The following is an 18,911-nucleotide window of genomic DNA, read 5'->3' on the forward strand; positions in this document are numbered from 1 at the left end:
CGAGGACAGTATCGCTTAGGGGAGGCCACGGCGCGGAGCGTCGAGGGATAGTCTCCCGCCGTGACCTGGCTTGAAGACCACTGGCTCGACATCCTCGGCTGGGGCGGCAGTGCCCTGCTCGTCTACTCGCTTCTCCAGGCGAGCGTGCTGAGACTGCGCATCCTCAACGCCGTCGCGTGCGTCATCCTGATCGTGTTCAACGCTGCACTGTCGGTGTGGCCGATGGTCGGCATGAACATCGTGCTGGTGCTGATCAACGCGTGGTTCATCGCCAAGCTGCTCCGCGAGCGTCACGACGAGTCGGTCTTCGAGGTCCTCGAAGTGGGTCCCACCGACGAGTACCTGCGCCACACCCTGCGGGTCCACGGGGCGGACATCCTCAAGTTCAACCCTGGCTTCGTGCACGACCCGTCGGCTGACCAGGACGCGTTCCTCGTCCAGCGAGGGGACGAGACCGTGGGCGTCGTCCTGCTCCACAAGGACGGCGCATCCGCGGACGTGCTCCTGGACTACGTCACGCCGCGCTACCGCGACTTCTCCCCCGGCGAGTTCGTGTGGCGTCGCAGCGGCCTGCTCAGCGGCCGCGGGATCCGACGGGTCGTTACCCGGCCCGGCATGGTGGGCGCCTACTACGACCGCCTCGGCTTCCGCCGCGAGGGCGAGTCGTACGTCCTCGACGTCTCCTGACCAACCTGCGCATTCCTCCCCGCCGAGGGAGCACCGGCACTAGTTTCGGTGGACCGTCCCGGACGAAGGAGTCCCCCATGCGCAAGATCGCCGTCATGAGTTCCGTCGCTGTCCTCCTGTCGCTGGGCGGCCTGCCGCCGTCGAGCGCGGACACCCCCGGCTGTGTCTCGCGTCACGAGTACGACCGCGTCGCCAAGGGCATGTCGATGACCAAGGTGCACGCGATCTTCGACACCGAGGGAGCCGAGACCAACTTGGGCGGCGGCTCGGGCGAGCTTCGCTACTACGACACGTGCACCGGTCGCGGCGCGATCCAGGTCGGCTACAACGGGCGCGACCGGGTGACGGGCAAGAACGGACGCTTCTTCTGAGTCGGGCTCAGGCCGAGCTCGCGGCCACCCAGCGCTCCAGCGCAGCCTGCGCCCCGCCGGAGTCGATCGCCTCGGCTGCCTTCGCCACCCCGGCCGCGAGCGCGACCTCCACGTCCGTGTCCGGCTGGTCGTAGACCGCGAGCGCCGCGCCGGCGTTGAGCACCACCGCGTCGCGGACCGGGCCGCGCTCCCCCGCCAGCAGGCGTCGTACGACGTCCGCGTTGTGCGCGGCATCGCCGCCTCGCAGGTCCTCGGTGGTGGCGCGCGGGATGTCCACGGACAGCGGGTCGATCGTGAGCTGGCTGACCTCTCCCCCGCGTACGCGCCACACCGTCGAGGTGGTCGTGGTGGTCAGCTCGTCGAGGCCGTCGTCGCCACGGAACACCCAGGCGTCGACCTCGCGCTCGGCCAGGACGCCCGCCATCACCGGAGCCATCCGCGCGTCGGCGCAGCCGATCGCCTGGGCCTGCGGACGGGCGGGGTTGGTGAGCGGACCGAGGATGTTGAAGGTCGTCGCGATACCGAGCTCGCGACGCGGCACGGCCGCATGACGCATCGCGGGGTGGAAGGCGGCCGAGAAGCAGAAGGTGATGCCGGCCTCCTCGGCGACCTCGGCCACGCGGGCCGGCGCGAGGTCGAGCCGGATCCCCAGCGCCTCGAGCACGTCGGCCGACCCGGACTGCGACGACGCCGACCGGTTGCCGTGCTTGACCACGCGCGCACCAGCGCCCGCCGCGACGATCGCCGCCATCGTGGAGATGTTGACCGACATCGAGCGGTCGCCGCCGGTGCCGACGATGTCGAGCAACCTGCCGGGCACCGAGATCGGGTTGGCCGCGGCCAGCATGGCCGCAGCGATGCCGGAGACCTCGTCGACGGTCTCTCCCTTGGCGCGCAGGGCGACCACGAAGCCGGTCAGCTGGACCGGGGTCGCGGCGCCGGCGAACACCTCGTCCATGGCCCATCGCGCCTGCTCGTTCGTCAGGTCGGTGCCAGCGACCAACGTGGAGAGGACATCGGGCCAGGTGTGGGACATGGGATCAGGCTAGTGGCGCGCAACGATCGCGGCCGAAGGGGTTTCAGGACGTGGCCGGGACCGACGGGCGCATCAGGCCGATGACGGCCTCGGCGAGCTGGATCGGGTCGATCGGGTGCGGCACGGCGGCCTCGGCCCGCGACCACGTGGCGAGCCAGGCGTCCTGCGGGCGCCCGGTCAGCACGACGACGGGCGGACACTGGAAGATCTCGTCCTTGAGCTGCTTGGCGATGCCCATGCCGCCGGCAGGGACGGCCTCGCCGTCGAGGATCGCGAGCGAGATGGTGCCGGAGTCCATGTTCTGCAGGACGACGGGCTCCGTGGCCACCTCGACGTACTCGAACTCGGGGAGGTCCGGGTGCGGACGACGGCCCAGCGCCAGGATGACCTGCTGGCGGGTGTTGACGTCGTCGCTGTAGACGAGGACCTTGATCGGGCGGCTGTCGTCGGGGGTGCTCACGCGGGCATCGTATAGGCCCTGGTTTCGACACGCTCGCTGCGCTCGCTGCTCAACCGACGGGAGGGCTCGATGCGCTCGCTGCTCAACCGGCACCCCTCCGTTCGGCGAGGTCCAGGCGCCGGTCCTCGCGCGCCGCCTCCTTCATCGAGGACCGCACCCACTGGATGAAGAGCACGGCGAAGAACAGCGCCCCGATCAGGTCCCCGCTGGCCCAGAGGATCCCGCCGGCGAGGTGCTGGTCGTCGATCGCCGGGGGCAGCCAGGCGCCCATAGGGCCCTCCCGCAGCGCGAGGTAGTGCTCGCCGCCGATCAGCGTGCTCTGTCCCATGATCGTGACACCGAGGAAGGCGTGGAAGGGCAGCGTCATCAGGGTGAGCAGCACCCGGAACGGGTAGCCGACGCGGCCGGGGACCGGGTCGATGCCCATGAGCGGCCAGAAGAAGAGCGTGCCGACCAGCACGAGGTGGACGTGCATCATCTGGTGGACGAACGGCGACGCCAGGCTCGCGTCGTACCAGCCGCTGAAGTAGAGCGCCCACGGCGAGGCGACGTACAACGCGAACGCGAGCGGCGGAAACGCGAGCACCGTCGCCACGCGCGAGTGCAGCACCGCGAGCAGCCAGCGCCGCGGCGCCGCCGGGAGGGTCCGCAGCGCCAGGGTCACCGGGGCGCCGAGAGCGAGCGCCAGCGGCACGACCATCGACAGGAGCATGTGCTGGACCATGTGCACGCTCAGGAGGGTCGTGTCGTAGCGCCCCAGTCCGGACGCGGTGGCGAAGGTGAAGGTGCCCATCCCGAGGACCACGAACGCGAGGGTGCGGCCCAGCGGCCAGGCGTCGCCGCGTCGGCTCAGCACGGCCACCCCGAGGACGTACAGGCCGACTGCCCAGACGGTGATGACGAAGGGGATCGGGTCGATTCCCCAGTCGGTGAACACGCGTCCGAGCGTGAATCTCGGAAGCGTCTCGAGGGCGTCCTGGGAGGGCGAGGACAGAGGGAGCAGCACAGTGTGAACTTTATGACGCAGATACACAGGGGGTCGGGGTGCCCTCCGCTTCCCCTAGAAGCAATAATGGCGCTCGTGGCGACAGCAACTGCGATTCCGGCATCCCGACTGCACGGGCACCACGACCGACCCAGCATGGTCAGCGTGGGCACGATCATCTGGCTCTCGAGCGAGCTGATGTTCTTCGCTGCGTTGTTCGCGGCCTACTTCACCATCCGCGCGGTCAGCCCCGAGCTGTGGGCGCAGGAGACGGAGAAGCTCAACGTCCCGTTCTCCACGGCCAACACCGCGATCCTGGTGGCGTCCTCGTTCGCCTGCCAGTGGGGCGTCTTCGCCGCCGAGCGCGGCCAGGTCGGGCGCACCGGGTCGGTGTTCAACTTCACCAAGTGGGGCCTGCGTGAGTGGTTCATCCTCACCTACGTGATGGGCGCGATCTTCATCGGCGGCCAGGCCCTCGAGTACGCCGAGCTGATCCACGAGGGCGTGACCATCCCGAGCTCCGCCTACGGCTCGATGTTCTACCTCACCACCGGCTTCCACGGCCTCCACGTGACGGGCGGGCTGATCGCCTTCCTGTTCGTGCTCGGCCGCACCTACCTGGCCAGACGCTTCACCCACGAGCAAGCCGTGACAGCCATCGTCGTGTCCTACTACTGGCACTTCGTCGACGTGGTGTGGATCGGCCTGTTCTTCACGATCTACGTCATCAAGTAAGTCCGCCCCCGCAACCGGCAAGGAATCGTCGTGCAGTTGATCAACCGAACCGCTGGTCGCCTCTCCCGGCATCGCCGGGGACCGCTCGCCGGCCTCGCCGTGCTGCTGCTGGGGCTGCTGATCAGTGGCTCCCTCTACACCGCGTTCTCCCCCGCGCAGGCCCAGAACCAGGCCAGCGAGACCGACCAGATCGCGCAGGGCAAGGAGCTCTTCCTCGCCAGCTGCGCGTTCTGCCACGGCAAGAACGGCGAGGGCATCCCGACCGTCCGCGAGGGCTACCAGATCGGCCCGTCGCTGGTCGGCGTCGGCGCTGCGGCGGTCGACTTCCAGGTCGGCACCGGCCGCATGCCGATGGCGAGCCCGGGTGCGCAGGCGCCCCGCAAGAAGGTCGTCTTCAACGACGAGGAGACCGCAGCCCTGGCGGCGTACGTCGCCTCGCTGGCGCCCGGCCCGGCCATCCCCAACGAGTCGGACTACTCGATCGAGGGCCTGTCCGAGGAGGAGCGTGAGGAGGCCATCTCCCGCGGCGGCCAGATCTTCCTCACCAACTGCACGGCCTGCCACAACTTCAACGGCGCCGGCGGCGCGATGCCCCGCGGCGGCTACGCCCCGAGCCTGCACGGCGTCGAGGGCAAGTACATCTTCGAGGCGCTGCTGACCGGCCCGCAGGCCATGCCCAACTTCAGCAACGGCAACCTCACCCCCGAGGACAAGCGCGACGTCATCGCCTACCTCGACAGCATCCAGGAGACCCCCGAGTACGCCGGATTCACGCTCGGCGGCCTCGGCCCGGTCAGCGAGGGCTTGTTCGCGTGGTTGGTCGGCATAGGCTCTCTCGTGGGGGCTGCCGTGTGGATCGCTTCGCACACGACTCGGACCAAGAAGAGCAAGGTGAACGCGTGAGCAACGACGACCACACCCCCGTGACCACCCACGACTCACAGGTGCCGGTCCACCACGAGGCCGACCCGATCGCCGACCCGGGGCTGCCGCCGCACACGTGGCGCCCCACCGACGTCGACCCCAAGGCCGAGAAGCGCGCCGAGCGGCAGATCGCGGCGATGTTCATCGCGGCCATGATCAGCGCCGTCCTCTTCGTCGTCGCCTACTTCTCCTTCGAGGTCGGCGACAACTGGGACACCTTCGCCGGCATGGGCGCCTCGACGGTCTCCCTCGGCGTGACGCTGGGCTTGAGCCTGCTGCTCATCGGCGTCGGCATCATCCACCTCGCCCGCAAGCTCATGGCGGACGCCGAGATGGTCGAGATGCGCCACCCGGCCGCCTCCCCCCAGGAGGACCGCGACGCCACCATCCAGGCGCTCAACGACGGCCTCGACGAGGCCGGCATCGGCCGTCGCCCGCTGGTGCGCAACACGATGCTCGGCGCGGTCGGCGTGCTCGGCCTGCCCGTCGTCGTGCTCCTGCGTGACCTCGCCCCCGGCGACGCCCTCGACACCAGCAAGCTCGCGCACACCATCTGGGAGCCCCAGATGCGCCTGGTCCGCGACGTCACCGGCACGCCGATCCTCGCCAGCGAGATCGAGGTCGGCGACCTGGTCAACGCAGCGCCCGAGGCGATGTTCCCCACCGAGGAGAACGGCTACCCCGAGCTCGAGGGTGCCGAGGAACAGGCCGAGAAGGCCAAGGGCGCGATCATCATCGTGCGCATGGACCCCGACGAGATCATCCCGACCAAGGGCCGCGAGAAGTGGACCGTCGACGGGATCATCTGCTACTCCAAGATCTGCACCCACGTGGGATGCCCCATCTCCCTCTACGAGCGCACCACGCACCACGTGCTCTGCCCGTGCCACCAGTCGACCTTCGACCTCGCCGACTCGGCCAAGGTCATCTTCGGTCCGGCTGCCCGCCCCCTTCCACAGCTGCCACTGGCAGTGGACGAAGAGGGCTACCTGGTCGCCCAGAGCGACTTCGACGAGCCCATCGGGGCCAGTTACTGGGAGCGTGAGAAGCAGTGAGCACCGACTCCAGGCTCGACACCAGCAAGGTGGCGACGAGCAACCGCACCGACGCTGCCACCGCGTCCAAGCCGAGCCCCGCAGGGTCGCTGGCCTCATGGGCCGACGACCGCCTCGGCCTCGCCACGGCGATGAAGAAGAACCTCCGCAAGGTCTTCCCCGACCACTGGTCCTTCATGCTCGGCGAGATCGCGCTGTGGAGCTTCGTCGTCCTGCTCCTCACCGGCGTGTTCCTCACGCTGTGGTTCAACCCGTCGATGGGCCACGTCACCTACGAGGGCTCGTACGACCAGCTGCGCGGCGTCGGCATGTCCGAGGCGATGGCCTCCACGCTGCACATCTCCTTCGACGTGCGCGGCGGTCTGCTGATGCGCCAGATGCACCACTGGGCCGCGGCGATCTTCATCGCCTCGATGATGGTGCACCTGCTCCGCGTCGCCTTCACCGGCGCCTACCGCAAGCCGCGTGAGCTGAACTGGGTCATCGGCTGCATCCTGCTCCTCCTCGGCACGCTCGAGGGCTTCACCGGCTACTCGCTCCCCGACGACCTGCTCTCCGGCACCGGCGTCCGCGCTGCGGACGGGTTCCTGAAGGCCACCCCGGTCGCCGGGTCGTACATGTCGTTCCTGCTCTTCGGCGGCGAGTTCCCCGGCGAGTCGATCATCCCGCGGCTCTACATCATCCACGTCCTGCTGATCCCGGGCATCCTGCTCGCCCTGATCGCGGCCCACATGCTGCTGCTCGTCTACCACAAGCACACGCAGTGGCCCGGGCCCGGACGCACCGAGCAGAACGTCGTCGGCTACCCGATGCTGCCCGTGTACGCCGCCAAGGCCGGCGGGTTCTTCTTCATGGTCTTCGGCATCATCGCCCTCATGGGTGGGCTGCTGTCGATCAACCCGGTCTGGAAGTTCGGCCCGTACGACCCGACCAAGGTCACGGCCGGCTCGCAGCCCGACTGGTACATGGGCTGGCCCGACGGTCTGCTGCGCATCATCCCGACCGGCTGGGAGTCGGTGATCTTCGGCTACACCATCTCGTGGAACGTGATGCTGCCGATCCTCATCGTGCCGCCGCTGATGCTCGTCGTCCTGATGATGCTGCCCTTCCTCGAGGGCTGGATCACCGGTGACAAGCGCGACCACCACCTGCTCCAGCGTCCCCGCAACGCGCCCACGCGCACCGCGGTGATGGTGGCCCTGATGACCTTCTACGGGCTCGCCTGGGCGGCCGGCGGCAACGACATCATCGCGATCAAGCTGCACGCCAGCATCAACCAGATCACCTACTTCATGCGGGTCGCCATTTTTGTGGGCCCCGTGCTGGCGTTCTGGATCACGCGACGCTGGTGCATCTCGCTGCAGCGCCACGACAACGACAAGCTGCTCCACGGCTACGAGACGGGCATCATCACCCGCTCCCCCGACGGGCAGTACGCCGAGCGTCACCTGCCGATCAGCACCTCGGCCGCGTACTCGCTCACCGCACGCGACCGCGACGAGATCTTCACGGCCGACGGTGAGACCGACGCAGCCGGTGTGGCCTCGCCGAACTCGCGCTCCGAGAAGCTGCGGGCCCGCCTGTCGAGGTGGATGTACGTCCACAACGTGCAGAAGCCCACGGCCGCCGAGCTCGAGGAGGCGCACCACCACGCCGCCCACGAGGCCGAGCTCACCTCCGGGCTCAACCAGCCGGTCGACGGTCACCAGTTCGACGACCACCACCTGCGCGACGCGGACGAGGTCCCGCTGCGCGACCACTGATCGTCGTAGGACGCATCGTACGAAGGCCCGCCGGATCATTCCGGCGGGCCTTCGTCGTTTCGTGGGCGATGTCCTCCGCGTGGGCGGTGCGTGAGGCGGGTTCCGGTGTTCTCGAAGCCGCCTGGGCCACCGCTCCCCCGCGCGTCGACGTACGACGCGCTGGCGGGCGGTGCGTGAGGCGGGTTCCGGTGTTCTCGAAGCCGCCTGGGCCACCGCTCCCCCGCACGTCGACGTACGACGCGCTGGCGGGCGGTGCGTGAGGCGGGTTCCGGTGTTCTCGAAGCCGCCTGGGCCACCGCTCCCCCGCACGTCGGCGTACGACGAGCTGGCGGGCGGTGCGTGAGCCACGGTCCTGGGACCCGAGACCGTGGGTGGGCCACCGCCCGTCGCGCCGACTCGGGCGGCCGGGTCGCCCCAGGAGGCTCATCAACCCCACAACTGGGCGGAGTCTGTCGCGGACAGGCCGTTGCAACGGCCCAACCGCGCGGGAGTCACCGCTGAAGCGGGGACTCCTGCAGCAGCAACGACCTACGAGAGGGCGGAGCCGGCCTTCCAGTCGGCGAACGGCAGGTTCCAGTCGCCGTAGCCGTTCTCGAGCGTCATGGGCCGGTCGGTGCCGGTGTACTCGACGACGTCGCCGCGTCGGCTCATGGCGTAGAGCCAGCCGGCGTCGGCGGTCGACATGCCGGTGCAGCCGTGCGACACGTTGGCGTAGCCCTGGGATCCGACCGACCAGGGCGCGGCGTGGATGAACTCGCCGGAGTAGGTGACCCGCATCGCCCACTGCACGTCGTCGATGTCGTACGCCTCGGGGCTGTTGCGGTTGATGCCGACCGTCTCGGAGTTCATCCGCTTCTCGGCGAACTTCTCCATGATGACCTTGGTGCCGGACCGGGTGGTGAAGCCGGCCTTGCCCGTGGTGATCGGGATGGTCCGCAGCAGGGACCCGTTGGAGAAGACCTGCATCTGGTGGGTCTGCGCGTTAACCTTGTAGACGTGCGCGTCACCGATCTGGAAGTCGATGCTGCGCGACTCCTGGCCGTAGATGCCGTTGCCCGCGGGCAGGCTGTTGATGTCGAGGTCGACCGAGACGTCCGTGCCGGCCTTCCAGTACTGCGCCGGGCGGAAGTGCGCCTCCCGCTCGTTCAGCCAGTGCCACGAGCCGCGCTGGGCCGGCGTGCTGGTGACGCGCATGTGCTTCTCGAAGAGCGCCCGGTCGGTGACGGGGAGGTCGAACGTCACGACCACCGGCATGCCCACGCCGACCGTCTCGCCGTCGAGCGGCGCGATCGCGGCGTACGTCTGCTCGTCCAGCGTGAGGTCCACCGTGTGGAAGCTGCGGGTGCGCTCGACCGAGCTGCCGTCTGAGCGAGTGGCCGATGCGGTGAGGGTGTAGTCGGTGCCGGGCTCGAGCAGGTCGGAGGAGGTCCAGGAGCCGTTGGCCACCTTGCCGTCCACCTCACCGACCGGCGAGCTGACCGTGACGCCCTCGAGCGCTGCTCCGGTGGCGCTCACCGTGAGCGGGCCGTCGATCGGCACTGCGGCAGCGTCGGTGAAGCTGGTGCTCAGGCGGACCGGTTCCGGCTTCGCGGCGTCCGAGGCCGCGGAGTCGCCGGGGCCGCCCGCGCCCCCGCTGCCGTCGGGAGAGCCGCCGCCCGTCGAGGACGTACAGCCTGCGACCCCCGTGAGCGCGAGCAGCGCCGCAGCAGCCGCCGTACGACGGCGCGCAGAGCGTGTGTGGACTGACACGCGTGTGCGCATGCGAAGGAACCCCCAGATGAGACGGCGAAGCCCGTCCAGCCTACGGCGTGGACGGGCTCCTCCCAAGACGACAGACGCGCGGGGGCTCAGTGGGCGTGCTCGCCCCGGTAGTACTCGAAGATGAATCCGCACGAGACGACCGCACCGATGGTGAAGCCGATGAAGACCAGCCACCAGGCTGCGAGCGCAGTGCCGTAGACGATCACGCCGAGCGCGAGCGCACACCACAGCGGCCACCAGGAGTAGGGCGGGAAGAAGCCCAGCTCACCGGCACCTTCGGCGATCTCACCCTCCTTGCGGTCCTCCGGGCGGGCGTCCATCTTGGACGCGTGGAAGCCGAGGTAGAGGGTGACCATGCCGAAGAGCAGCGCGGTCATCGTCAGCGCGGACGTGCCGGTCCAGTCCTCGGAGAGGAACCAGTAGGCAGGCGTCACGACCGCCACGAACAGGGCGGTGATCCCGAAGACCCACGCTTCCGCCTTCATCGGTTGTCTCCCTCGTCGTCGACACGGTTGCGCAGCATCTCTTCGCGGCCGTCCACGTCGGGCGCGTCGGCAGGCTCGCCCTCACGCTCCGCATCGTTCTCGTGCAGCTCCATGAGCGCGATCTCAGGGTGGTGCAGGTCGAAGGCCGGCGACTCGGAGCGGATCCGGGGCAGGGAGTGGAAGTTGTGGCGCGGCGGCGGGCAGCTGGTGGCCCACTCGAGCGAGCGGCCCCAGCCCCACGGGTCGTCGACCTCGACCAGGGGACCCTTGGACGAGATGTAGACGTTGTAGAAGAACGGCAGCGTCGATGCTCCGAGCAGGAACGCACCCACGGTCGAGATCTGGTTGAGCGTGGTGAACCCGTCGGCCGGCAGGTAGTCGGCGTAGCGGCGCGGCATGCCCTCGACACCCAGCCAGTGCTGGACGAGGAAGGTCGTGTGGAAGCCGACGAAGAGGATCCAGAAGTGGACCTTGCCGAGGCGCTCGTCGAGCATCCGGCCGGTCATCTTCGGCCACCAGAAGTAGAAGCCGGCGAACATCGCGAACACCACGGTGCCGAAGACGACGTAGTGGAAGTGCGCGACCACGAAGTAGGAGTCGGACACGTGGAAGTCCAGCGGGGGGCTGGCCAGGATGACGCCCGTCAGGCCGCCGAAGAGGAACGTGGTGAGGAAGCCGATCGACCACAGCATCGGGGTGTCGAAGGACAAAGATCCCCCCCACATCGTCCCGATCCAGTTGAAGAACTTCACTCCGGTGGGCACCGCGATCAGGAACGTCATGCCGGAGAAGAACGGCAGGTCGACCGCACCGGTGACGAACATGTGGTGGGCCCACACGGCCACGGACAGCATCGCGATGCCGAGGGTCGCAGCCACCAGGCCGACGTAGCCGAAGATCGGCTTGCGGCTGAAGACCGGGAGGATCTCGGAGATGATGCCGAAGAACGGCAGCGCGATGATGTAGACCTCGGGGTGCCCGAAGAACCAGAACAGGTGCTGCCACAGGATCGGCCCGCCGTGCGACGGGTCGAACACGTGGGCGCCGAGGATCCGGTCGGCCTCCAGCGAGAGCAGCGCACCCGCGAGGATCGGGAAGACCATGATCACGAGCATGCTGGTGATCAGCGTGTTCCACACGAAGATCGGCATGCGGAACATCGTCATGCCGGGCGCGCGCATGCAGATGATCGTGGTGATGAAGTTGACGCCACCGAGGATCGAGCCGAGGCCCGCCATCCAGAGGCCCATGATCCAGAGGTCTCCACCGACACCCGGGCTGCGTACGGCGTCCGACAGCGGCGTGTAGGCGAACCACCCGAAGTCAGCCGCGCCCTGGGGCGTGAGGAAGCCGGAGGCGGCGATGAGGCCACCGAAGAGGAACAGCCAGAAGCTGAACATGTTGAGGCGCGGGAACGCGACATCAGGTGCGCCGATCTGCAGCGGCATGATCACGTTGGCGAACCCGAAGAACAGCGGCGTCGCGAACAGCAGCAGCATGATCGTGCCGTGCATCGTGAACAGCTGGTTGTAGAGCTGGTCGTTGACGACCTGCGTGCCGGGGTAGGCCAGCTCGGACCGGATCAGCATGGCCATCAGGCCGGCGATCATGAACCAGCCGAACGACACGATCAGGTACATCTTGCCGATGAGCTTGTGGTCCGTCGTGGTGAGCATGCGGACGACCAGCTCGCCGAGGGGCTTCTTCTCCGGCGGCGGGGTCGCTGCCCGGGGGGCAGTGGTGGTTGCGGCGCTCACTCGTTGCTTCCTTCCGACTCGTCGTCAAGGCCGGCCTGGTCGTTGACGAAGCTGCCGCCGAGGAGCGGTGCGTCGGCGGTCTGTCCCGCTGCCGCCAGCTCCTCGAGGTGGGCGTCGTAGTCGGCCTGGCTGACGACCTCGACGTTGAAGAGCATCCGCGAGTGGGACACACCGCAGAGCTCGTAGCACTTGCCGGCGTAGCGGCCGATGACGGTGGGGGTGACCTGCAGCTTGTTGACCCGACCGGGGATGACGTCGAGCTTGGTCAGGAAGGCCGGCACACCGAAGTCGTGGATCACGTCGGGCGAGTGCAGGTTGAACTGGATGGTCTGGTCGACCGGGAGCCACAGCGTCGGGATCTCGTTGCCGTCACCGGACTCGTAGACGTACTCGTCGTAGGCGAACGTCTCCTCGCCGTCGGCGGTGGTGTCCTGCTCGCCCACGCCGTGGTTGAACGTCCACGTCCACTGCTGGCCCATGACCTCGACGGTCATGTCGGGCTGCGGGTCGATGTTGGTGATCTCGTCCTGGACGCGGACCGTGTGGAAGAAGAACACGACGCACATCAGGACCGGGGCGATCGTGTAGAAGACCTCGAGCGGCAGGTTGTAGCGCGTCTGCCGCGGGACCTCGTCGTCGCTGCGCCGGCGGAACTTCACCACGGCGTAGCCGATCAGGCCCCAGACGATGACGCCGGTCACCATCGCGGCGACCCAGGCCCATTTCCAGAGCTCGTAGGTGAAGGGACCTTCCGCGGTCGCGCGGTCGGGCATGGCCAGGTTGCGGATCTGGTGCTGGTCGGCCTCGGAACACCCGGCCAGCACCAGCATGGCCGCGCCCAGCAGCGCGACCCTCAGCGTGCGCCGCACCGGCGCGCCTGAGAGCTTGGGGACTTGCAGACCCACTGACGAGCCTCTCTCTCGGTCCTTTTCCAACATGCAGAGACTATCTCCATCAGGCACACGTGTGCGGGGCAGGGTCGGGTGTCGAGGGATCGGTCGGGCTCCACGTCGGTCGTCCCGCCTGCGCAGAGCGGTGGGTGGCATAGGTTGCCCCTGTGACAGGGCCGGCGCCGGGAGTGGGAGACCTCGACAGCGCGTCCTCTGCACCGTTGCACCCGGCGGCCCGCGAGGTGCTGCTGGCGGCCCTCGACCGGGGGTACGCCGACCCGCGGCGGTTGCACCGCGCCGGACGCGAGGCGCGACTCCTGCTGGACAACGCCCGCGAGGCCACCGCCGACGCGCTCGGCGTACGGGCCGACGAGGTCACGTTCACTCCCACCGGCACCCACGCGGTGCACCTCGGGCTGCTGGGGCTTGTGCGCGGCTCGCGACGCGGCGACACCGTCGTCCACTCCGCGGTGGAGCACTCGGCCGTACGGCACGCGGTGGCGTGGGGCGCCCGCGCCGCCGAGGTCGGCGTGAGGGGCGACGGCCGGGTCCACGACGGCGACCTGGTCGAAGCCGCCGCCTCGCCGGAGGTCGGCGTCGTTGCGCTCCAGAGCGCCAACCACGAGGTCGGCACGGTGCAGCCGGTCGGCGAGCTCGAGCTGCCCAACGACGTGCCGCTGTTCACCGATGCCTGCGCCTCCATGGGGCGGCTCCCCCTGCCCTCGGGCTGGGCGGCCGCCGCCGGTTCGGCGCACAAGTGGGGCGGTCCGGCGGCTGTCGGCGTGCTGCTCGTACGCAAGCGCGCCCGCTGGCGCAACCCCTTCCCGGGCGACGACCGCATCGACGAGCGCTCGACCGGCTTCGAGAACGTCCCCGCCGTGCTCGCGGCCGCCGCTGCCCTGCAGGCCGTGGTCGCCGAGCGCGACGAGGTCAACACGCGCCACCACGCCCTCATCGACGTCGTACGCCGCCGGGTGGCGGCCGAGGTGCCCGACGTCGAGGTCGTCGGTGACCCCGTGCGACGACTCCCCCACCTGGTCACGTTCTCCTGCCTGTACGTCGATGGCGAGGCGCTGGTCACCGAGCTCGACCGGCGCGGCTTCGGCATCGCCAGCGGGTCGGCGTGCACGGCCTCGACCCTCACCCCGAGCCACGTGCTCGAGGCCATGGGCGTGCTGACCCACGGCAACGTGCGCCTCTCGCTGCAGCGCGACGCGAGCCGCGCGGACGTGGACGCCTTCTGCGACGTGCTGCCGGGGCTGGTGGCCGAGATCCGGGCGCGGGTGGGCATGTGAGCGGGCCTGACGTCGCCCTCGAGCTGGATTGTCGGGACCTGCCGTGCCCGATGCCGGTCATCGAGCTGGCGCGACACCTGGGCGACGTCGAGGTCGGCGAGCTGCTCGCCGTGGTCGCCCACGACCCCGCGGCAGCCGTTGACGTACCTGCCTGGTGCCGGATGAAGGCGCAGGACTACGTCGGAGAGGACCTCGCGGACGACGGCGCCCCGCGCTACGTCGTACGACGTCTCGGCTGAGGCTGCTGGTCAGCCGCCGGCTTCGGCCGGCGCGTCCTCGTCAGGCGCGGATGGTCTTGAGGTGCGGCTCGAAGTCGGCGACCGCGTCATCGCCGTAGGTCGCCGCGCAGCGCGCCAGGAAGGCGCCGCGGGAGATCTCGTACTCCTGGGTGCCGACCTTCTCCACGACGTAGACCGCGAGGAGGCAGCCGAGCTGGGCGGCACGCTCGTGGCCGAGGCCCCAGCTGAGGGCGGCCAGGAATCCGGCGCGGAAGGCGTCGCCGACGCCGGTCGGCTCGACCTTCTCGATCTCCGGCACGGCCTCGACGTGGATCGACTCCGCGCCCTCGCGGTCGATGCGGACGCCGGCGGGGCCGAGGGTGACGACCCACGTGCCGACCCGGGAGAGGACCTCATCGGCGCTCCAGCCGGTCTTCTGGGTGATCAGCGAGGCTTCGTACTCGTTGGAGAACAGGATCTCCGCACCGTCGATGAGCGGGCGGATCAGGTCGCCGTCGCCGAACGCGAGCTGCTGCGACGGGTCGGCGAGGAACGGGTAGCCGCGCTGGCGGCACTCCTCGGTGTGACGGAGCATGCCCTGCGGGTCGTCGGGGCCGATGATCACGTAGTCGGGGGCGCCGACGCGGTCGACGATCGGCTTCAGCTCGATCTCGCGCGACTCGCTCATCGCGCCGGCGTAGAAGCTGGCGATCTGGGCGTGGGCGCTGTCGTTGGTGCACACGAAGCGCGCGGTGTGCCGGGTCTCGGAGACGTGCACGGAGTCGCAGTCGACGTTGTGCCGCTCGAGCCAGGCGCGGTACTCGGCGAAGTCCTCACCCACCGCGCCCACGAGCACCGGGCGCAGGCCCAGGTTGCCGAGGCCGAAGCAGATGTTGGCGGCGCACCCGCCGCGGCGTACTTCGAGGTCCTCGACCAGGAACGACACCGAGAGCTTGTCGAGCTGGTCCACCACGAGGCTGTCGGCGAACCGGCCCGGGAAGGACATCAGGTGGTCGGTCGCGATGGATCCGGCTACGAGGAGGGACACGCCGCGAAACACTACCTCTCGGTACAGTTCTGGATACCACTCAGTAGCACATAGCGTCGTCGCCATGACGACTTCGCAGCCTGGTTCCGGCCGCCCCTCCCACCTGGTCCACGACGAGCTGGGCACCCCTGCCGAGCTGGCCGCCGACTGCAAGGTGGTGGGTCGCAACCTGCGTCTGGAGCGTGCCGCCCGCGCCGCCGTGGCCGCGCCGCCGAGCCTCCGCTTCGAGGACTACCCGGCCGAGGTCGGCAAGCGCGAGATCCGGGTCTCCGACGCGGCCGCGCGGATCGCCAACGCGCTGCACCTGCACATGGACTGATCGACGTACGACGAAGGGCCCCAGCCATCCGGCTGGGGCCCTTCGTCGTAGGTCCTGTCAGTGGAAGCTGTCTCCACACGCGCAGGAGCCGGTCGCGTTGGGGTTGTCGATCGTGAAGCCCTGCTTCTCGATGGTGTCGACGAAGTCGATCTCGGCACCGTTGAGGTAGGGGACGCTCATCCGGTCGACGACGACGGTCACGCCGTCGAAGTCGGTGGTGACGTCACCGTCGAGGGTGCGCTCGTCGAAGAAGAGCTGGTAGCGCAGACCCGAGCAGCCACCGGGCTGGACGGAGATGCGCAGGGCCAGGTCGTCGCGACCCTCCTGCTCGAGGAGACTCTTGATCTTGCCGGCAGCGACGTCGGAAAGGTTGATCTGGTCGGTGCGGCGCTCGGTGGTGGTCTCGACCTGCTCGGTCATGCAAATCACTCCAGAAAGTCTCGGGGTCGTGCAGGTTCCAATGGTCGCACACGTGCGGATATTCCCCGTCTCCTCGTCCGGGGCCGGATGACTGGGGGCGTACGACGCCCTCCCCGGGCGGGGGTGGCGGCACATCGCAACCTGGCGGCCCTCCGCGGCGCAGTCCGCCGCCACCTTCAACGGTCCCCGGGCGGGGGTGGCGGCACATCGCAACCTGGCGGCCCTCCGCGGCGCAGTCCGCCGCCACCTTCAGGCGGAGCGACGGCGGGGCGAGGCAGTCGGAAGGCGATCCAGGAAAGCCGCCCGACCCGCTGGCGTGAACAACGAGAGTCGAAGAAGGTCATGCCAGGCCCGGATGCGCGTGGGGTCATGCGGCCGTCCGAGCGCGCGGTCGGCGTCCTCGAGGATCGTCACCGCCCGGTGGATCACGTCGCCACTTGTGTAGCCGCGACGTACGTAGCCTGCCCTGTCGAGCTTGCGATGTCGCCGAAGGTCCTTGACCCGCCGAGGGGCCTTCTCGTGCTCGTCCCCGTCGTACTCATGCAATGCCGTGGTGCCGCACAACCTGATGTCCGCCACGGCGATGACCGCGCCGTTCTCGTCGTACACGGTCCACTGCGACTCCACCTGGATGTCGCACACCACGTGGAGCAGCCTCAGCAACGACTCCCACAGCGACTCGGCGTCCCCATCGACGAGCACGAGCGCGGCGCGGAGGGCGCGACCGCCCGGACGTCGGGAACGACTCCGTTCCTCCAGATCGTCCATGGTGACGAGACCCAGGTGGAGGGCTGCGTCGATCATGGCCACCAGGTCCACGAGGCCCACCCATCGCGCGGCGGCCGTCAGGGCCTCCGCGACCGATGCCACTCGCAAGCCCCGCACGACGACGTACGCGGGCGGACGGATGTGCCGACTCGTGTGGACGCCGGCCCGCAACGGGCGAGGATCGTCCTTCGCCAGCGCCACGAACACGGGGCACCCGTCGGGAAGGGGCGGCAGCGGGATCCCCCAGACCTCGAGCGCGGTCAGGCCCGTCAGGCAGCCCACGTCAGTGAGCAGGAGCTGCCAGCCGGCGAGGTCCTCCTCCGCCCAGTAGGGCGGGTGCTCGTCCGGCTCCGTCGAGCCCGCCGGACGGTGGACGCCGTACGTCACAGGCGTCCAGTGCGAGCTCCGTCGATGACCCCTGACCGGCTCGATGCGTCCCATGGGTCGAGGCTCGGCCGTCCGGAACGATCGTGTCGTCGTGGGCCGATCGACCTGGGGAGAACAAGTGTCCTGGCCCGCCTGTGGACGTTTCCCGGCCTGTCGCAGAGAGTACTGACCCACACGGTCGGCGCGTGGAGGGTGGCGGCACATTGCGGCTGGCCGAGCCTCGACCCTGCGATGTGCCGCCACCCCGAGGGGCGCGACCTCTCGGGGTGGCGGCAGATGACAACTGGCAGGCGCTGGGCCATGCAATCTGCCGCCACCCCCGGGCAGCCGCTGCAATCTGCCGCCACCCTCACGGAACCCCGCGAGCAGGCCGCCAGCCCCGCCAACCCCGCCAGCCCGCCCGATCACATCCCTCAGCGCGACCAGGTCCGCGCCACCCGCGCGGCGAGCTCGCTGAGCGCCTCGGCAGGGGCCGCGAAGGCGCGCTCCTCCCCCACGAGGTCGACGACGGCGTACGCCGACTCGATGCCGAGGGCGCGCATCTCGCGGGACCCGACGAGCACCTGCCCGGCGAGGGCGACGCACGGCCGGAGCGCCTCGGAGGCGATGGCAGCGACGCCGTAGGGCACCTTGCCCGCGCGGCTGGAGAAGTCGAAGGCGCCCTCGCCGGTCACGACCAGGTCCGCGAGGCGGGCGCGGGACTCCAGCGACACGGCCGAGGTCACCAGGTCGATGCCGGGCTCCCTGGTCGCACCGAGGAGGAGCAGCGCGTAGCCGATCCCGCCCGCGGCGCCGGCGCCCTTCTCCAGGGACGTACGCCGGTCGGTGGCGACCGCGAAGGCCTCCAGCCAGCCGTCCACCTCCGCGATCCGGTCCTCGGCGATCCCCTTCTGCGGCCCGAAGGTCTTGGTCGCGCCGAACAGTCCCGTGAGGGGGATGTCGACGTCGGTGGCGGCGACCAGTCGTACGCCGGCGAGGCGGGCGCGGGCCGGCGCGAGGTCGACGGTGGTGACGGTGTGCAGCCCGATGGCGCCGGTGTCGAGGACGCCGTCCGACGTCGCCCCCAGCGCCGCCAGCACGCCGGCGCCGCCGTCGTTCGTCCCCGAGCCGCCCAGCCCGACGACGACCGTCGTGGCCCCGCCGTCGACGGCCGACAGGATCAGCTCACCGACGCCCCTGGTGGAGCCGAACTCGGCACCGCCCGTGATCAGGTGCAGCCCGACGACCTGTGCGGTCTCGACGTAGGCGACCTCCCCGACCCGCAGGATCGTGGCAGGCACCGGCTCGCCGTGCGGCCCCTCCGCGGTCATCGCCAGCAGCTCCCCGCCGAGCGCCGCGTGGAGCACGTCGACGAAGCCCGGACCGCCGTCGGCCATCGGCGCGAGGTCGAGCTCGTCGTCGGGCGCGTGGCGTCGCCAGCCCGCGGCGATGGCCTCGGCGGCCTCGACGGCCGTGAGGGTGCCGGCGAACTTGTCCGGGGCGATGAGCACGCGCATGCCGCCATCCTTGCAACAGGCCCGGCAGGGGGTCGTGGGCCACCCCACTTC

20 protein-coding genes are annotated in these 18,911 nt (G+C 69.7%); 9 read left to right on the forward strand and 11 right to left on the reverse strand.

The features are described from left to right. The first annotated feature begins 60 nt into the window (after positions 1 to 60). A complete protein-coding gene (locus BM127_RS05930; protein WP_091195895.1) occupies positions 61 to 687 on the forward strand; it encodes a hypothetical protein in 627 nt (208 codons plus the stop codon). 77 nt (positions 688 to 764) lie between these two features. After that, on the forward strand, positions 765 to 1,058 hold the full coding sequence (locus BM127_RS05935) for a hypothetical protein (RefSeq protein WP_091195898.1): 294 nt from the start codon (positions 765 to 767) through the stop codon (positions 1,056 to 1,058). Between the two features lie 7 nt (positions 1,059 to 1,065). Here the strand turns inward: BM127_RS05935 and trpD are convergent, their stop codons facing one another. The 3 genes from trpD to BM127_RS05950 form a co-directional block, all read right to left on the reverse strand. Beyond that, positions 1,066 to 2,094, reverse strand: coding sequence for an anthranilate phosphoribosyltransferase (trpD, locus tag BM127_RS05940; RefSeq protein ID WP_091195901.1), 1,029 nt, complete (start codon positions 2,092 to 2,094; stop codon positions 1,066 to 1,068). Positions 2,095 to 2,137: 43 nt separating this feature from the next. Beyond that, complete coding sequence (locus BM127_RS05945) at positions 2,138 to 2,554, reverse strand: Rv3143 family two-component system response regulator (protein ID WP_091195903.1); 417 nt, start codon at positions 2,552 to 2,554, stop codon at positions 2,138 to 2,140. 82 nt (positions 2,555 to 2,636) lie between these two features. After that, entirely contained in the window at positions 2,637 to 3,560 is a 924-nt protein-coding gene (locus BM127_RS05950; protein WP_244889160.1) for a cytochrome c oxidase assembly protein, read from the reverse strand. A gap of 66 nt (positions 3,561 to 3,626) precedes the next feature. On the opposite strand from BM127_RS05950, the gene ctaE reads away from it, so the two are divergent. From ctaE to qcrB, 4 genes are read left to right on the forward strand one after another with little or no spacing between them, the layout of a single operon-like run. Next, positions 3,627 to 4,274, forward strand: coding sequence for an aa3-type cytochrome oxidase subunit III (gene ctaE / locus BM127_RS05955; protein WP_091195907.1), 648 nt, complete (start codon positions 3,627 to 3,629; stop codon positions 4,272 to 4,274). A 30-nt stretch (positions 4,275 to 4,304) separates the two neighbouring features. Then, positions 4,305 to 5,177, forward strand: a complete 873-nt coding sequence (gene qcrC, locus BM127_RS05960) for a cytochrome bc1 complex diheme cytochrome c subunit (protein WP_091195910.1) — start codon at positions 4,305 to 4,307, stop codon at positions 5,175 to 5,177. Beyond that, positions 5,174 to 6,253 carry a cytochrome bc1 complex Rieske iron-sulfur subunit gene (qcrA, locus tag BM127_RS05965; RefSeq protein ID WP_231263283.1) on the forward strand — a complete coding sequence of 360 codons (1,080 nt, stop codon included), beginning with the start codon at positions 5,174 to 5,176 and terminating at the stop codon, positions 6,251 to 6,253. The genes qcrC and qcrA overlap by 4 nt, the downstream gene beginning before the upstream one ends. Beyond that, positions 6,250 to 8,016, forward strand: coding sequence for a cytochrome bc1 complex cytochrome b subunit (gene qcrB / locus BM127_RS05970; protein ID WP_372476611.1), 1,767 nt, complete (start codon positions 6,250 to 6,252; stop codon positions 8,014 to 8,016). The genes qcrA and qcrB overlap by 4 nt, the downstream gene beginning before the upstream one ends. Positions 8,017 to 8,544: 528 nt before the next feature. On the opposite strand, the gene BM127_RS05975 is transcribed toward qcrB, so the two are convergent. The 4 genes from BM127_RS05975 to ctaC all read right to left on the reverse strand — a co-directional run bounded on the left by BM127_RS05975 (position 8,545) and on the right by ctaC (position 12,924). Beyond that, complete coding sequence (locus BM127_RS05975; RefSeq protein ID WP_231263284.1) at positions 8,545 to 9,765, reverse strand: L,D-transpeptidase; 1,221 nt, start codon at positions 9,763 to 9,765, stop codon at positions 8,545 to 8,547. 98 nt (positions 9,766 to 9,863) lie between these two features. Further along, entirely contained in the window at positions 9,864 to 10,262 is a 399-nt protein-coding gene (locus BM127_RS05980) for a cytochrome c oxidase subunit 4 (RefSeq protein ID WP_091195916.1), read from the reverse strand. Continuing rightward, on the reverse strand, positions 10,259 to 12,019 hold the full coding sequence (ctaD, locus tag BM127_RS05985) for an aa3-type cytochrome oxidase subunit I (protein WP_443678024.1): 1,761 nt from the start codon (positions 12,017 to 12,019) through the stop codon (positions 10,259 to 10,261). The genes BM127_RS05980 and ctaD overlap by 4 nt, the downstream gene beginning before the upstream one ends. Continuing rightward, positions 12,016 to 12,924, reverse strand: a complete 909-nt coding sequence (gene ctaC, locus BM127_RS05990) for an aa3-type cytochrome oxidase subunit II (RefSeq protein WP_231263285.1) — start codon at positions 12,922 to 12,924, stop codon at positions 12,016 to 12,018. Before ctaC ends, ctaD begins: the two co-directional genes overlap by 4 nt. A 152-nt stretch (positions 12,925 to 13,076) precedes the next feature. Here ctaC and BM127_RS05995 point away from each other — a divergent pair, with 152 nt between their 5' ends. After that, the gene (locus BM127_RS05995; RefSeq protein ID WP_198554205.1) at positions 13,077 to 14,204 is read left to right on the forward strand and encodes a cysteine desulfurase family protein; all 1,128 of its coding nucleotides are present in this window, start codon (positions 13,077 to 13,079) and stop codon (positions 14,202 to 14,204) included. Further along, positions 14,201 to 14,443, forward strand: a complete 243-nt coding sequence (locus tag BM127_RS06000) for a sulfurtransferase TusA family protein (protein WP_091195925.1) — start codon at positions 14,201 to 14,203, stop codon at positions 14,441 to 14,443. The genes BM127_RS05995 and BM127_RS06000 overlap by 4 nt, the downstream gene beginning before the upstream one ends. A 40-nt stretch (positions 14,444 to 14,483) precedes the next feature. On the opposite strand, the gene BM127_RS06005 is transcribed toward BM127_RS06000, so the two are convergent. Then, complete coding sequence (locus tag BM127_RS06005) at positions 14,484 to 15,470, reverse strand: carbohydrate kinase family protein (protein WP_091195928.1); 987 nt, start codon at positions 15,468 to 15,470, stop codon at positions 14,484 to 14,486. A gap of 64 nt (positions 15,471 to 15,534) precedes the next feature. On the opposite strand from BM127_RS06005, the gene BM127_RS06010 reads away from it, so the two are divergent. Beyond that, positions 15,535 to 15,789 carry a hypothetical protein gene (locus BM127_RS06010; protein ID WP_091195930.1) on the forward strand — a complete coding sequence of 85 codons (255 nt, stop codon included), beginning with the start codon at positions 15,535 to 15,537 and terminating at the stop codon, positions 15,787 to 15,789. 57 nt (positions 15,790 to 15,846) lie between these two features. On the opposite strand, the gene erpA is transcribed toward BM127_RS06010, so the two are convergent. The 3 genes from erpA to BM127_RS06025 all read right to left on the reverse strand — a co-directional run bounded on the left by erpA (position 15,847) and on the right by BM127_RS06025 (position 18,860). After that, positions 15,847 to 16,209, reverse strand: coding sequence for an iron-sulfur cluster insertion protein ErpA (gene erpA / locus BM127_RS06015; protein ID WP_091195932.1), 363 nt, complete (start codon positions 16,207 to 16,209; stop codon positions 15,847 to 15,849). Positions 16,210 to 16,458: 249 nt separating this feature from the next. Then, a complete protein-coding gene (locus BM127_RS06020; RefSeq protein ID WP_139227666.1) occupies positions 16,459 to 17,418 on the reverse strand; it encodes a hypothetical protein in 960 nt (319 codons plus the stop codon). Positions 17,419 to 17,777: 359 nt separating this feature from the next. Continuing rightward, entirely contained in the window at positions 17,778 to 18,860 is a 1,083-nt protein-coding gene (locus tag BM127_RS06025; protein ID WP_091195937.1) for a glycerate kinase family protein, read from the reverse strand. Positions 18,861 to 18,911 lie beyond the last annotated feature (51 nt).

It is taken from the genome of Nocardioides alpinus (assembly GCF_900112035.1).
Lineage (GTDB): Bacteria > Actinomycetota > Actinomycetes > Propionibacteriales > Nocardioidaceae > Nocardioides > Nocardioides alpinus.

Excerpts from the sequence above, each read along its gene's own strand:
- BM127_RS05935 (WP_091195898.1), top strand. The coding sequence starts at position 765 with ATGCGCAAGATCGCCGTCATGAGTTCCGTCGCTGTCCTCCTGTCGCTG.
- trpD (WP_091195901.1), bottom strand. The coding sequence starts at position 2,094 with ATGTCCCACACCTGGCCCGATGTCCTCTCCACGTTGGTCGCTGGCACC.
- ctaE (WP_091195907.1), top strand. The coding sequence starts at position 3,627 with ATGGCGCTCGTGGCGACAGCAACTGCGATTCCGGCATCCCGACTGCAC.
- BM127_RS05980 (WP_091195916.1), bottom strand. The coding sequence starts at position 10,262 with ATGAAGGCGGAAGCGTGGGTCTTCGGGATCACCGCCCTGTTCGTGGCG.
- BM127_RS06010 (WP_091195930.1), top strand. The coding sequence starts at position 15,535 with ATGACGACTTCGCAGCCTGGTTCCGGCCGCCCCTCCCACCTGGTCCAC.
- erpA (WP_091195932.1), bottom strand. The coding sequence starts at position 16,209 with ATGACCGAGCAGGTCGAGACCACCACCGAGCGCCGCACCGACCAGATC.
- BM127_RS06020 (WP_139227666.1), bottom strand. The coding sequence starts at position 17,418 with ATGGGACGCATCGAGCCGGTCAGGGGTCATCGACGGAGCTCGCACTGG.
- BM127_RS06025 (WP_091195937.1), bottom strand. The coding sequence starts at position 18,860 with ATGCGCGTGCTCATCGCCCCGGACAAGTTCGCCGGCACCCTCACGGCC.